General features: G+C 72.6%; 14 protein-coding genes. 11 read left to right on the plus strand and 3 right to left on the minus strand.

Annotated features, from left to right (window positions below):
* Positions 1–31: 31 nt before the first annotated feature.
* The 5 genes from ACZ6MZ_RS17110 to ACZ6MZ_RS17130 are packed head-to-tail and all read left to right on the plus strand — an operon-like array spanning position 32 to position 4823.
* Positions 32–988, plus strand: coding sequence for a NifU family protein (locus ACZ6MZ_RS17110; RefSeq protein WP_389791551.1), 957 nt, complete (start codon positions 32–34; stop codon positions 986–988).
* A complete protein-coding gene (locus ACZ6MZ_RS17115) occupies positions 985–1812 on the plus strand; it encodes a DUF5947 family protein (RefSeq protein ID WP_469352665.1) in 828 nt (275 codons plus the stop codon). The genes ACZ6MZ_RS17110 and ACZ6MZ_RS17115 overlap by 4 nt, the downstream gene beginning before the upstream one ends.
* Entirely contained in the window at positions 1809–2540 is a 732-nt protein-coding gene (locus ACZ6MZ_RS17120; protein WP_469352666.1) for a DUF6084 family protein, read from the plus strand. Before ACZ6MZ_RS17115 ends, ACZ6MZ_RS17120 begins: the two co-directional genes overlap by 4 nt.
* A complete protein-coding gene (locus tag ACZ6MZ_RS17125; RefSeq protein WP_469352668.1) occupies positions 2537–4066 on the plus strand; it encodes a hypothetical protein in 1530 nt (509 codons plus the stop codon). The genes ACZ6MZ_RS17120 and ACZ6MZ_RS17125 overlap by 4 nt, the downstream gene beginning before the upstream one ends.
* A 1-nt stretch (position 4067) precedes the next feature.
* Positions 4068–4823, plus strand: coding sequence for a hydrogenase maturation protease (locus ACZ6MZ_RS17130; protein ID WP_469352670.1), 756 nt, complete (start codon positions 4068–4070; stop codon positions 4821–4823).
* Between the two features lie 26 nt (positions 4824–4849).
* On the opposite strand, the gene ACZ6MZ_RS17135 is transcribed toward ACZ6MZ_RS17130, so the two are convergent.
* On the minus strand, positions 4850–5251 hold the full coding sequence (locus ACZ6MZ_RS17135; protein WP_469352672.1) for a helix-turn-helix transcriptional regulator: 402 nt from the start codon (positions 5249–5251) through the stop codon (positions 4850–4852).
* A gap of 158 nt (positions 5252–5409) precedes the next feature.
* Between ACZ6MZ_RS17135 and ACZ6MZ_RS17140 the strand changes: the two genes are divergently transcribed.
* The 6 genes from ACZ6MZ_RS17140 to hypE all read left to right on the plus strand — a co-directional run bounded on the left by ACZ6MZ_RS17140 (position 5410) and on the right by hypE (position 11608).
* The gene (locus tag ACZ6MZ_RS17140; protein WP_386875175.1) at positions 5410–5832 is read left to right on the plus strand and encodes a hydrogenase maturation nickel metallochaperone HypA/HybF; all 423 of its coding nucleotides are present in this window, start codon (positions 5410–5412) and stop codon (positions 5830–5832) included.
* Positions 5816–6601, plus strand: a complete 786-nt coding sequence (gene hypB / locus ACZ6MZ_RS17145) for a hydrogenase nickel incorporation protein HypB (RefSeq protein ID WP_469352673.1) — start codon at positions 5816–5818, stop codon at positions 6599–6601. Before ACZ6MZ_RS17140 ends, hypB begins: the two co-directional genes overlap by 17 nt.
* On the plus strand, positions 6598–8955 hold the full coding sequence (hypF, locus tag ACZ6MZ_RS17150) for a carbamoyltransferase HypF (protein ID WP_469352675.1): 2358 nt from the start codon (positions 6598–6600) through the stop codon (positions 8953–8955). Before hypB ends, hypF begins: the two co-directional genes overlap by 4 nt.
* Positions 8956–9031: 76 nt before the next feature.
* Complete coding sequence (locus ACZ6MZ_RS17155; RefSeq protein WP_384188524.1) at positions 9032–9367, plus strand: HypC/HybG/HupF family hydrogenase formation chaperone; 336 nt, start codon at positions 9032–9034, stop codon at positions 9365–9367.
* Positions 9364–10506, plus strand: coding sequence for a hydrogenase formation protein HypD (gene hypD / locus ACZ6MZ_RS17160; RefSeq protein ID WP_469352677.1), 1143 nt, complete (start codon positions 9364–9366; stop codon positions 10504–10506). Before ACZ6MZ_RS17155 ends, hypD begins: the two co-directional genes overlap by 4 nt.
* A 112-nt stretch (positions 10507–10618) precedes the next feature.
* Complete coding sequence (gene hypE, locus ACZ6MZ_RS17165) at positions 10619–11608, plus strand: hydrogenase expression/formation protein HypE (RefSeq protein WP_469352930.1); 990 nt, start codon at positions 10619–10621, stop codon at positions 11606–11608.
* A gap of 75 nt (positions 11609–11683) precedes the next feature.
* On the opposite strand, the gene ACZ6MZ_RS17170 is transcribed toward hypE, so the two are convergent.
* Complete coding sequence (locus tag ACZ6MZ_RS17170) at positions 11684–12943, minus strand: NAD(P)/FAD-dependent oxidoreductase (protein WP_469352679.1); 1260 nt, start codon at positions 12941–12943, stop codon at positions 11684–11686.
* Positions 12944–13127: 184 nt separating this feature from the next.
* Positions 13128–13856, minus strand: coding sequence for an SGNH/GDSL hydrolase family protein (locus ACZ6MZ_RS17175; protein WP_469352681.1), 729 nt, complete (start codon positions 13854–13856; stop codon positions 13128–13130).
* Positions 13857–13879: the final 23 nt, after the last annotated feature.

Below are 13879 nucleotides of genomic sequence, written 5' to 3' on the forward strand. Positions count from 1 at the left end.
GCCGTCCCCACCGGAGGAAAGGCACCGTGACATGGCAGCAAAGGCCAAGGAGCAGCAGGCCGGCGAGCACATCGCCGCGCTGCTCGACGAACTCGGCAGGTCGATGGGGCCCTCGGGACGCGATCTCGCGGACGAACTCGTGCGCAGCATCGTCGAGTTCTACGGAACCGGCCTGGCCCGTGTCGTCGAGCTGCTGGGCGACGCACCGGACGGCACCGATCCGCTGGATCTGCTCGGCGGCGACGAACTCGTCGGCGGGCTGCTGATCCTGCACGATCTGCATCCCGAGTCCACGATGACCAGGGTGGGGCGGGCGCTGGACGAGGTCCGCCCGTACCTGGGCTCGCACGCGGGCGATGTGGAGATCGCCGGGATCGAGCCGGGCGTCGCGGACGCGGCCGGCGAGCCCGACGGGCAGACGCTGCGACTGCGGCTGCGCGGCAGCTGCGACGGGTGCCCGTCCTCCGCCCAGACCGTGCGCTGGACGATCGAGGAGGCGGTGGCCCGCCGCGCCCCCGAGATCTCGCTGGTGGAGGTCGAGGGTGTGGTGGAGGAGGCTCCGCAGCCGAAGCTCCTCCAGATCATGTCGGGGCCGCCGGACGGCGCCACCGGTGCGTCGCCCGCGGGGTCCGCCCCGGCCTCCGTACCCGCCGGGGACGCTCCGGCCGAGTGGCATCCGCTGCCGGGTCCGCCGCCGTCGGCCGACGGTGAGAGCGTGGTGTGCGACGTGGCGGGCGCCTCGCTGCTGCTGGTCCGGCTGCCCGGCAATCTCTACGCGTACCGCGACCACTGTCCCGTCTGTGCGGGCCGGCTGGGCGAAGGCGCGGTGGACGGCGAACAGCTGCGCTGTCCCTCCTGCGCGGCGGAGTACGACATCCGCCGGGCCGGACAGGGCGAGCGCGGCCATCTGGAGCCCGTACCGCTGCTGGAGGAGAACGGATCCGTACGGGTCGCGCTGCCCGGCATCCTGCTGGCGGCGGGTCCATGACCGCCCGGCCCGCCCGCATCGCGGGCGCCTCCGGCGCCGGGGGCCCGGCCGCCGTGTCCGCGCCGGCGGGGCTGCGCGCATTCACCCGCCGCCCGCCGCCCGCTCAGGAGCGGTGCGAGCTGTGCGCGGAGCCCCTGACCGAGGAACACCGGCATCTGGTGGACACCCGGAAGCGGTCGCTGATGTGCGCCTGCACCGGCTGCTATCTGCTCTTCACCCGTCCCGGCGCGGGCGCGGGCCACTTCAGGGCGGTGCCCGACCGGTACCTGGCCGACCCGGACTTCACCCTGGACGAGGAGAGCTGGAACCGGCTGCAGATCCCCGTCGGGCTCGCGTTCTTCTTCCGTAACTCCGAGCTGGACCGGCTGGCCGCGTTCTACCCCAGCCCGGCGGGTGCCACCGAAAGCGAGCTGGACCCGGACACCTGGCGGGACGTGCTCGGCCACAGCCTCCTGGCCGGCCTGCTGCGACCCGACACCGAGGCGCTGCTCGTACGGCGGGAACGCGGCGGCGCCGGCGCCTCGGGCGGCACCGGCGAGGGCAGCGGTGAGTGCTATCTGGTGCCGGTCGACACCTGTTACGAGCTGGTGGGCCGGATGCGGCTGCACTGGCAGGGGTTCGACGGCGGAGCCGAGGCCCGTGCGGATCTGGCGGACTTCTTCGCCCGGGTCCGGGCGAAGGCCAGGCCGCCGAAGGACGCGGACCTCCGGGAAGCCGCCGCGGATCAGCAGGCCACGGATCGGTCCGGGGACGAGACCCGGGACGAAACCGGGAACGAAACCGGGGACGAGGCCCGGGAGAGCAGCGAGGAGGGCGGGCGATGACCGATCTGACGTTCTCCTGCGTCGGCGCACGGCCCGAGCCGTTCGGCACGGGGCCGACCCTGCTCTTCCGGCTGCGCATCGAGGCGGCCGACGACGCGAGGATCCACGCGGTCGCGCTGCGCTGCCAGATCCGGATCGAGCCCGTCCAGCGGCGCTACGCGCCGGCCGAGGTGGAGATGCTCGGTGACCTCTTCGGCGAGCCCGAGCGCTGGAGCACCACCCTCAAGCCGCTCCAGTTCGCCCACGCCTCGGTGACCGTACCGGGGTTCACGGGCTCGACCGAGATCGAGCTGCCGGTGGCCTGCACGTACGACATGGAGGTGGCCTCGGCCAAGTACTTCCGCGCTCTCGCGGACGGCGAGATCCCGCTTCTGCTGCTGTTCTCCGGCACGGTCTTCTCCGGTGACCGCGGCTTCACGGCGGAGCCCGTCGCCTGGCACAAGGAGGCCAATTTCCGCATGCCCGTGAAGGTCTGGCAGGACCTGATCGAGCAGTACTTCCCCGGTTCGGGATGGCTGCGGATCCGTGACGACACCCTGGAGTCCCTGCGCCGTTTCCGCTCGGAGCGGGCGCTGCCCTCGTGGGAGCGGGCCTTCGACGAACTGCTGCGTACCGCCGGTGCGCCGGCTCCGGGCAGCACCGGCGCCGGCACCGGCGCCGGCCAGGCCGTCGGCCAAGGATCCGGCCCGGGAGCCGGCCGGGGTACCGGACAGGGAGGGCGGTCATGACGGAGGACACCGCGGACCGGGTGACGGGGGGCTTCAACGAGGCCCGACGGGTCGCCGATGCCCTGCTGTTCGAGGGCTATGTGCTGTATCCGTACCGTGCCTCCGCACGGAAGAACCAACTGCGCTGGCAGTTCGGGGTGTTGGTGCCGCCCTCCTGGCAGGACGCGCAGGGCGAGCACACCGAGCAGCGCACCGAATGCCTCCTGGAACCCCGTCGGGCCGACCGGCTCCTGGCCGAACTGCGCTTCCTACAGGTACGGCGCCGTACGGTCGAGTGCCCCTCGCGGGACGGCGAGGGCTGGAGCGAGGTACCGGAACTCGAACTCGCCGACCGGGTGCTGGTGCCCTGGGACGAGGGCGAAGAGGAGCGGATCGAGTGCGAGGTGCCGCTCGACCGGCTCGCCGGGGAAGGGCACACGGTACGGTTCGACCGGCCGGGCGGGGTGGAGCACGAGCCGGTCCACGACGGCGCGGGACATGTCGTCGGACGTCTGGTGCGGCGCTCCCGGCCGCTGGCGGGCGAGATCCTGCTGGCCACCGAGCCGCTGCCGGGACCGTACGGGGCGCTGCGGCTGACCGCGACGGTACGGAACGTGTCGGGCTGGGCGCCGGACCGGCGGGAGAGCGGCGACCGCGAAGCGGCCCTGCCCCACAGCCTGATCGGTGCGCACCTGCTGCTGGGACTGCCCGGCGGACGGTTCCTGTCGATGACGGATCCGCCGGAGTGGGCGAAGCCGGCCGCGCGTACCTGCCGCAATGAACACACCTGGCCGGTGCTGGCCTGCGGCGAGGGCCGCGACGATGTACTGCTGTCCTCGCCGATCATTCTCGAAGACCACCCCTCGGTCGCCGCGGAGAGCCCGGGTCCGCTCTACGACGCCACCGAGATCGACGAGATCCTCTCGCTGCGGACCGCCGCGCTCACCGATCGGGAGAAGCGCGAAGCGCGCGGGACGGACGCACGCGCCGCCGACGTGATCGATCTGGTCGACGGCATGCCGGCCGAGGTCATGGAGCGCCTGCACGGCGCGATCCGCGGTCTGCGCGAGGTGACCGGCGAGGCCGGCGGCGGTGTCGGCGGCGATGTCGGAAACGACAGCACGGGCGAGCCGCGGCGGCAGCCGGTGCCGGACCCGGATCCTGACCGGGGCGCGGCGGCGCCGTCCGCCGGCCTGCGGCTGCCCACCGGTCCCGGGCTGCCCTGGTGGGATCCCGCCCAGGACGCGACGAGCGCGCCGGGACAGGACACCGTGTCCGTCGACGGTCAGCTGCTCGGGGTGGGCAGCAGGGTCGTACTGCGGCCGGGGCTGCGCCGGTCCGACGCCCAGGACATCTTTCTGGCGGGCCGTACGGCGACGGTCGAGGCGGTGCTCCAGGACTTCGACGGCGAGACCCATATCGCGGTCACGGTCGACGGGGATCCGGGCATCGATGTCCGCCGTCTGCAGGGCCGGTTCCTGTACTTCCGCCCCGACGAGGTCGATCCCGCCGACGCCCCCGCGCCCGAGCCGGAAGGAGGGACCTGACATGGACTCCGCCCCGCTCCACGGCGGCGCACCGGACCGCCCGTACGGCAGGACCCTGGTCGCGGGCATCGGCAATATCTTCCTCGGCGACGACGGGTTCGGCGTCGAGGCCGTCCGCCGGCTGACCGGACGGCCGCTGCCGCCCGGCGTCGACGTGATGGACGCGGGCATCCGGGGCGTCCATCTCGCGTACCGGCTGCTCGACGGCTACCGCAGGCTCGTTCTCGTCGACACGGTCGACCGCGGCGCCGTCCCCGGCACCGTGTACGTGATCGACGTCGACCCCGCCGATCCCGCCGCCGGCACCGGACCCGTGTCGCCCGCCCAGCTGGACGGGCACGGCATGGACCCGGCGGCGGTGCTGCGCCTCGTCGGGGAACTGCACGCCCAGGCGGGCGGCACTCTCCCCGAACACATTCTGGTCGTGGGCTGCCAGCCGCTCACCACGGAGGAGGGCATCGGGCTGAGCGAGCCGGTGGCCGCCGCCGTCGAACCGGCGGTGGATCTGGTCCTCGGCCTGGTCACCACAGAAGACGAAGGAGATGAGCCGCATGCATTCGCTGATGAAGGGAACGCACCACCACACGAAGGACTCGGACCTGACATGGCTGTGGGTCTGCGCCGGAGTGGCCGCGGCCGGAGTGGCGTACGGGTCGGCGAAGAACGTACCGGACCTGCGCCGCTATCTGCGGATGCGCCGGATGTGACGACGGATCTGACGCCGGACGCGAACCCGGATACGGAACGGGCCGGCTGATGACGCCGCGCCCTGCCCCGCCACGGTCACACGGATCCCGTGGCGGGCGGATGCCCGGACAGCTGTCGTACGTCGCTGCCGGCGAGGTCAGGGCCGTTCAACTGGATGTAGCGCTCCAGGAACAGATGCAACGTGCTGTGCAGCTCACCCAGCCGGACGAACGACAGCGCGAGACTCATCGATCCCGCCGGGGTGATCTCGTACTCGCGACGAGCCGGTCCGGACGCCGAAGCCCGCCACTGGGAGGTGATCTGACCGCACTTCTCCATACCGCGCAGCAGCCGGTACACATGCGCGGACTCGGCCTCGGCCCAGCCGAAGGCGCCCAGACGCTGGGTCAGCTCGTACCCGTGTCCTCGCCGCTCGGCGAGCAGCAGCAGGATGACAGGGGTCATCAGCGCGCGTGGTCCGGTGTCGTTCGTCGTCATGGCCTCGGTCTCCTGACGTGGCCGTGCGACGGTGCCGCTCGTCCCTTTTCCACGCTAACCACCCCGGCCGGGCCGGGCCAGCCGTCGGGCGCCGTCCGGGCCGGGTGCGGCCGGGGCGGCGCGCGTACCGCGTATGTCACCGGAGCGAGGTGAGTCCCGTGCACGAACTGTCCATCGCCACCGCTGTGGTCGCCCAGGTGGAGGAAGCCGTCCGGACCAACGGCGGCGGCCGGGTCACGTCCCTGCGGCTGCGGATCGGCGAACTGGCGGGCGTGGTACCCGAAGCGCTCCGGTTTTCCTTCGGCCTGGCGAGCGAGGGCACCGTGCTCGCCGGGGCCCGGCTGGACGTGGACACCGTCCCCGGCCGGGCCCGCTGTGCCGGATGCGGCCGGGAGAGTGACGTCGGCATGCCGCCCCTGCTGTGGTGCGACGCCTGTGCGCGGCCGCTGGACGAGCTGCTGTCGGGACGGGAACTGGAGATCGCCGAGGTCGTCCTCGCGGATCCCTCGGATGCGGCCCGTCCGGTCAACGGAGACGATCGGGGTACGCCCGAGGAGGCAAGCCATGTGCCGAGTCGTTGATCTGCGTCAGGCCGTCCTGGCCAAGAACGACGCCAGTGCCCTGCAGCTGCGCGAGCATCTCGCCGCCCGGGGCACGGCGGAGGTGAATCTGCTGTCCAGTCCCGGCAGTGGCAAGACGGCCCTGCTGGAGCTGCTGCTCGCCCGGTTCGTCGCGGCGGGAACGTCCGTCGCCGCCGTGACCGCCGATCTGGCCACCGAGAACGACGCGCGGCGCCTGGCGCGCGCCGGGGCGCCCGTCAAGCAGGTGCTCACCGACGGGCTCTGCCATCTGGAGGCCGGCATGCTGCGCGGGCATCTGGACGGCTGGCTCCCCGAGGACACCCGGGTGCTCTTCGTCGAGAACGTCGGCAATCTGGTGTGTCCCGCGTCGTACGACATCGGGGAGAGCCTGCGGATCGTGCTGGGCTCGGTCACGGAGGGAGAGGACAAGCCGCTCAAGTACCCCACGGCGTTCGGCCTCGCCCATCTCGTGGTCATCACGAAAACCGATATCGCGGAGGCCGTCGAGTTCGACAGCGAGGCGTTCCACCGGAACGTACAGCAGGTGAATCCGGGGGTGCCGGTGCTGGAGACCTCGGCGCGCACCGGCAGCGGTGTCGACGAGCTGCTGGCCTTCATCCTCGGGTGCGCCGACGGAGTCCCGGTCCATCAGCCCGTGCTGGCCGGTCAGCACGAGCGGTATCTGCACCACCATCACGACGACGAAGAGGGCCACGACGGCCACGAACACCCCGCGTCCGCCGGACGCGGGGCGGCAGGGGCGCCATGAGCCGACCGGTCACCGGCTCCGTGCCCGAGCGCCGTCGCGTCGTGGTGCGCGGTGTCGTACAGGGCGTCGGCTTCCGTCCGTTCGTCTACACGCTCGCCCGTGAGCTGGGCCTGACGGGCTGGGTCACCAACAACGCCGACGGTGTCGAGACGGAGGTGGAGGGACCTGGCCCCGGCGTGGCGGCGTTCTGCGCGCGCCTGGCCACCGGCGCGCCGCCGCTCGCCGTCGTGGAATCCGTCCGCCACAGCACGGTGCCGGCCACCGGGGGCAGCGGGTTCATCATCCGTCCCTCGGCCGGCGGAACCGGCCGCACCCTGGTCTCCCCCGACATGGCGACCTGCGCGGACTGTCTCTACGAGCTGGCCGACCCGGCCGACCGCCGCTACCGGCATCCCTTCATCAGCTGCACCCACTGCGGGCCCCGGTTCACCGTCGTCACCGGACTGCCGTACGACCGGGCACGGACCACCATGGCCGGTTTCCCGCTCTGCGCCGACTGCGCGCGCGAGTACGAGAACCCCGCCGACCGCCGCTTCCATGCCCAGCCGGTGGCCTGTCACGCCTGCGGCCCCCGGCTCACTCTCGTCACCGGCCCGTCCGGCCCCGCCGCCGCTGCCCGGCCGACCGGCGAGGACGCTCTGACCGGGGCCCGCCGGCTGCTCGCGGCGGGCGCCGTCGTCGCGGTCAAGGGGCTCGGCGGCTATCACCTCGCCTGTGACGCCTCCGACCCCGTCGCCGTACGGACCCTGCGCGCGCGCAAGAACCGTGGCGCTAAGCCGTTCGCCGTGATGGCCGACTCGCTGGAGACGGTGGAACGGCTGGCCTTCACCGGCCCGGAGGAACGCGACCTGCTGCTCGGCCGGCGCCGGCCCGTCGTACTGCTGCGGCGCCGGTCCCACGGCGTGTCCCTGATCGCGGACGGCGTGGCACCCGGCAGTCCCGATCTCGGTGTCCTGATGCCGTACACCCCGGTCCATCATCTGCTGCTGGGCCTGCCCGGCGATCCGGCGGGCCCGCCGGTCCTCGTGATGACCAGCGGCAACCGCTCCGGCGAGCCCCTCGTCACCGACGACGAGGAGGCGCTGCGCCGGCTCGAAGGGCTGGCGGACGCCTGGCTGACGCACGACCGGCCGGTCCACGTACCGTGCGACGACTCGGTGGTACGGATCTGCGCCGGGCAGGAGCTTCCGGTGCGCCGGTCCCGCGGCTACGCCCCGATGCCGGTCGCTCTGCCCCTTCCCGTGGAGCCGGCGCTCGCCGTCGGCGGGGACCTCAAGAACACCTTCTGCGTCGCGGAGGGCGGATACGCCTGGCTGTCCGCCCATGTCGGCGACATGGACGACCTCGCGACCCTCACCGCCTTCGAGACCGCCGTGGCGCATCTGTCGGCGCTGGCCTCGGTCACCCCCCGGGTCCTGGTCGCGGACCGGCACCCGGGCTACCGCTCCGGCCAGTGGGCCGGCCGCCACGCGGCGGGCCGCCCGGTGCGCCGCGTACAGCACCATCACGCGCATGTGGCGTCCACGATGGCCGAGCACGGCCTGGACGGCTCGGCCCCCGTGATCGGAGTGGCTTTCGACGGCACCGGCTACGGCGACGACGGCGCGGTCTGGGGCGGCGAGGTGCTGCTCGCGGACTACGACGGCTTCCGGCGGTTCGCCCATCTGGCGTATGTCCCGCTGCCGGGTGGTGACTCCGCCGTACGCAACCCCTACCGCATGGCGCTGTCCCATCTGCGGGCGGCGGGCCTGCCCTGGTCCGACGACCTGCCGTGCGTCGCCGCCTGCGCCCCGGGTGAACGGCGGCTGCTGGAGCGGCAGTTCGAACGGGGCTTCAACTGCGTGCCCACCTCCAGCATGGGGCGGCTGTTCGACGCCGTCGCGTCGCTCGCCGGCGTGTGCCACCGCGTGGAGTACGAGGCCCAGGCGGCGATGGAACTGGAGAGCGCCGCGGTCGCGGCCGGGGAGACGGGGGCCGACGGGCGGCGGGAGAGCTACCGGTTCGCCCTGGTGCCCGCGGGGCGGGCCGACCGTGCGGCGCTGGTGGCCGACCCGGCGCCGGTCCTGGCGGCCGCCGCCCACGACATACGGGCGGGCGTGGACGCCGCGACGGTGGCCGCGCGCTTCCACGGCGCGGTGGTCGGTCTGGTGCACGACGTGTGCCGGGCGGCCCGTGACCGTACGGGCCTGGCCACGGTCGCGCTGACCGGCGGGGTGTTCTGCAACGCCCTGCTGACCGACGGCTGCGCGGAGCGGCTGGAGGACGACGCGTTCACCGTACTGCGGCACCGCAGGGTGCCACCGAACGACGGCGGCCTGGCGCTGGGCCAGTTGATGGTGGCCGCCCGGGTCTAGCCGCTCGGGCGGCGGCCCCGTCCGGTACCACGCGCTGAACGACGCAACGACTCAACGACCTGGTGAAGGAGGAGCCATGTGCCTTGCCGTGCCCGGCAGAGTACTGGACATCGAGGAACGCGACGGCACCCGGATGGCACACGTCGACTTCGGTGGCGTCGTCAAGGACGTCTGTCTGGAGTACGTGCCGGAGATGAAGATCGGCGACTACGCGATCGTGCATGTCGGCTTCGCCCTCCAGCGGCTGGACGAGGAGTCCGCGAAGCGGACGCTGGAGCTGTTCGCGAATCTGGGCGTCCTGGAGGAGGAGTTCGGGGACGCGTGGGGCCGGGCCGCGAAGGAGGCGGGCGCCGACCGTCCCGCCGGCACCACGCCCCCGAAGCCCGATATCCCGAAGGAGAACCGACGATGAAGTATCTCGACGAATTCAGCGATCCCGATCTGGCCGCGCGGCTCTTCGACGACATCCGGGCCACCGTCACCCGCCCTTGGGCCCTGATGGAGGTCTGCGGCGGCCAGACCCACACGATCATCCGCCATGGCATCGACCAACTGCTCCCTGACGACGTCGAACTCATCCACGGCCCCGGCTGCCCGGTCTGCGTGACCCCGCTGGAGACCATCGACAAGGCGCTGGAGATCGCCTCCCGTCCCGACGTGATCTTCTGCTCCTTCGGCGACATGCTCCGGGTGCCGGGCAGCGGCCGGGATCTGTTCAAGGTCAAGAGCGAGGGAGCGGACGTACGGGTGGTCTACTCGCCGCTCGACGCGCTCAAGATCGCCCGGGAGAACCCGGACCGTCAGGTGGTCTTCTTCGGCATCGGGTTCGAGACGACGGCCCCGCCCAACGCGATGACCGTCTACCAGGCCAGAAAGCTCGGCATCGAGAACTTCAGCCTGCTGGTGTCGCACGTACGCGTGCCTCCGGCGATCGACGCCATCATGAACGCGCCCGACTGCCGGGTCCAGGCGTTCCTCGCCGCCGGCCATGTCTGCACCGTGATGGGGATCGGCGAGTATCCCGAACTCGCCGAGCGCCATCGCGTGCCCATTGTCGTGACCGGCTTCGAACCGCTGGACATCCTGGAGGGCATCCGTCGCACCGTCCACCAGCTGGAGGCCGGCGAGCACACCGTCGAGAACGCCTACCCCAGGGCCGTCACGGCGGAGGGAAGCCCGGCGGCCAGGGCCATGCTGGAGGACGTCTTCGAGGTCACCGACCGGGCCTGGCGCGGCATCGGCATGATCCCGGCCAGCGGCTGGCGGCTGTCTCCCAAGTACCGCCGGTACGACGCGGAGCACCGCTTCTCGGTGACCGGCATCCGTACGGAGGAGTCCACCGTCTGCCGCAGCGGCGAGGTGCTCCAGGGACTGATCAAGCCGCACGAGTGCGAGGCGTTCGGCACGGCCTGCACCCCGCGCAATCCGCTCGGCGCCACGATGGTGTCGAGCGAGGGCGCCTGCGCCGCGTACTACCTGTACCGCAGGCTGGACACACCGGGCACGGCGGGCACCGCCGGTACGCAGGAAGAGGTGACCTCCGTTGGCTGAGTCGACCGGGATCCGCGAGGTGGACGGCGTGCTGCCGGGAACGCGGCCCGCCGCCCCCGACTTCTCCGGGTGGACCTGTCCCGCCCCGCTCCGTGACCATCAGCGGGTCGTCATGGGACACGGCGGCGGCGGACAGCTGTCCGCCGAACTCGTCGAGCATCTCTTCGCCCCCGCGTTCCGCAGCGAGCACCTGGCGGAGCTCGGCGACTCCGCGACCTTCACCCTCGGCGGAGCGCGGCTCGCCTTCTCCACCGACTCGTACGTCGTGCGCCCGCTGTTCTTCCCCGGCGGCAGCATCGGCGATCTCGCGGTCAACGGAACCGTGAACGACCTGGCGATGATGGGCGCCCGTCCCGCCTATCTGTCCTGCGGTTTCATCCTGGAGGAAGGCGTCGAACTCGCCACGGTCGGCCGGGTGGCCGACGCGCTCGGAGCCGCCGCCAGGGCCGCGGACGTGGTCATCGCCACGGGCGACACGAAGGTCGTGGACGCCGGTCACGGCGACGGCATCTTCATCAACACCGCGGGCGTCGGGCTGATCCCCGACGGCATCGACATCCGGCCGCAGCGCGCCGCGCCGGGCGATGTGGTCATCGTGAGTGGCCCGATCGGGGTGCACGGCGTGGCCATCATGAGCGTCCGCGAGGGCCTGGAGTTCGGGGTGGAGATCGAGAGCGACACGGCGCCGCTGGCCTCGCTCGTCCGGGCCATGCTGGGCGTCTGCGCCGATCTGCACGTCCTGCGGGATCCGACCCGCGGCGGCCTGGCGACCTCGCTGAACGAGATCGCGTCGGCCGCCGGGGTCGGCATCACCATCCGGGAGCGGGCGCTGCCGGTGCCGGAGGCGGTCGCCAACGCCTGCGCCCTGCTCGGTCTCGATCCGCTGTACGTGGCCAACGAGGGCAAGCTCGTGGCGTTCGTGCCCCCGCAGCACGCCGACGCGGTGCTCGCGGCGATGCGCGCGCATCCCCAGGGCATCGGGGCGGTGGCGATCGGTACCTGCACGGCGGATCATCCCGGCATCGTCGTGGCGAGTACCGGCCTCGGCGGCACCCGGGTCGTGGATGTCCCGCTGGGCGAGCAACTGCCGCGCATCTGCTGACCGTTCCGTCGTTCCCCGGGGAGCCGGCCCGCCGACCGTACCGTCGGCGGGCCAGCTCGGAACTCCTGGTGAGTCTCAGAGCACCGCACCGGGGCGGGCCGCCTCCGCCAGGACCTCGCGGGCGGCGCGGGCCCCCGAAGCGAGCGCTCCCTGCACCGAGCCGGTGGCGCGATGGTCGCCGCACACATAGCGCCCCGGGGCGAACCGGGTGGGCCTGGACAGCGGCCAGGGCGGGAGCATGGCGGGCAGGGCGTCCTCGACGGTGTACGTGGCGAGCGGCTCCCACCCGCCGGTGTCGGCGCCGTAGGCATCGGCCAGGTCGGTACGGAGCGCGGCCTCCCGGCCCGGCCGGTCGGGGCCGAGCACGGAGGTGGAGACGAGAGCCCGGCCGGCCGGCGCGCTGCTGGGCACGACCTCGCTGATCACACAGGTGTTCAGGAACCGGCGGCGGGCGTCGACAAGGATGGTCGGCTCGCGCAGCGGCGCGGCGGGGGCCGCGTGGTAGTACGTCGTCACGGTGCGGGTATCCGGGATGTCCAGCCCGGGGAGCAGTACCGCCGCCGCCCGGGGGCCGGTCGCCACCACGACGGTGCCCGCCTCCCAGTGCGTACCGTCGTCGGCCAGGACACCGGAGTCCGTGAGCGAGCGAACGGGCGTCCCTGTGCTGACCGTTCCCGGGGGCAGCCGGTCGGCCAGCTGGGCGGGCACCGCCCCGATGCCGGCCGCGGGCAGACAGAGGCTGCCGCGCAGCATGCTGCGCCACACGAGATGGAAGAAGCGCGAGGAGGTCTCCAGCTCGTCCTCCAGGAACACACCGGAGAGGAACGGCCTGAAGAACGTCTCGACCAGCTCGGGTGAGATTCCCGCGTCGGCGAGTGCGGTCAGGGTCGTACGGTCCTCCCGCCGCTTCAGCCCGCCCACGGGGCCGAGCATGTCGCGTGCGGTCAGCAGCCCGAGCGCCAACAGATCGCGGCCCCCCGCAAGGCCCTGTCCGGGGGGCAGGGCGGCGTCGCGCGGGCGCCGGGTGGGGTCCGTGAACCGCAGCCGGCCGTGGTCGGTGTGGACGAGCGCGCCGGGGGTGAACGGCCGCAGGCGCAGTGCGCGCAGATTCAGGCGCCGCTTCACCTGGGGGTAGGAGGTGTTGAAGACCTGGAAGCCGCGGTCCAGCAGGAAGCCTTCGTGCCGGTCGGTCCGCATCCGGCCGCCGACGGCGTCCGAGGCTTCCAGGACGCGTACCGACAGTCCCGCCCCGCTGAGATCGGTGGCACAGGCCAGGCCCGCCACGCCGGCTCCGATGACGAGGACGTCCGCCCCGCGCTCCTGGTTGTCCGGCACGTGCGCCCAGCCCTTCGCTCAGTGGCTTCCCGACCCGCGGTGGGCCCGGTACCGCCCGGCGCTGGGTGCGCCGGGCGGTACGGGTTCCTCCCGCGATGGTGTCAGGCGGGCGCGGCTCGGGCGGCGCGCCGTGCTCACGCGGCGCGCCGTGCTCATCCAATGCGCCGCGGGCACGGACCGGCCGTCAGATCCAGGGGCCGGTACGCAGGGTCTCGTACCACCGGTCGGCCATCTTGGCGTAGCCACCGGCGTTGGGATGGACGCCGTCGGCGAGGTCCGTGACGCCGAGGGCGCTGTGCATGTCGATGAAGTGGACCTTGCGTCCCTGGTTCGCCCATTGAGCGACGACACCGGGCACGGCCGCGTTGTACGGCCGTGCCCGTTCCTCCAGGTTGGCGTCGCTGAACGGGATGATGTTGGTGACGAACAGGTCGGCGTCCGGCGCGGCGGCGGTGATGTGGTCGATCAGCGCGGACAGCCGCGCGGGCGCCCCCGCCACGTCGTAGTTCTGGGCGATGTCGTTGGTGCCGATGTGCAGCAGTACGGTACGGGGCTTGGTGGCCTGCACCCAGCCGGTGGCCTGGGCGTCGATCTGCTCGATACGCCAGCCGGAGTGGCCTTCGTGGTCGTGGTCGCCCAGCTCGGGCGGTCCGTTGAACTGGGACCCGACGAAGTCGTCGACGCGGTGATCGGCGGCGGCCCGCTGCCAGAGCCGGGTCCGGTAGCCGCCGGGGACGTTGAAGCCGTCGGTGATCGAGTCGCCGAGCGGCATGATGCGCAGACCGCCGTTGGACTCGGCCATGGCGGACGAGGGTGACACCAGGGTGAGCACGAAGGCCACGATGGCCATGGCGCACACGAGAGCGGACCTGGACCGGCGTCCTGCCGGTCTGGCCCGGTGGGTGATTCGCATCCGAACTCCTCTTGCTGAAGAGG

This window comes from Streptomyces sp. NPDC042201 (assembly GCF_055582185.1).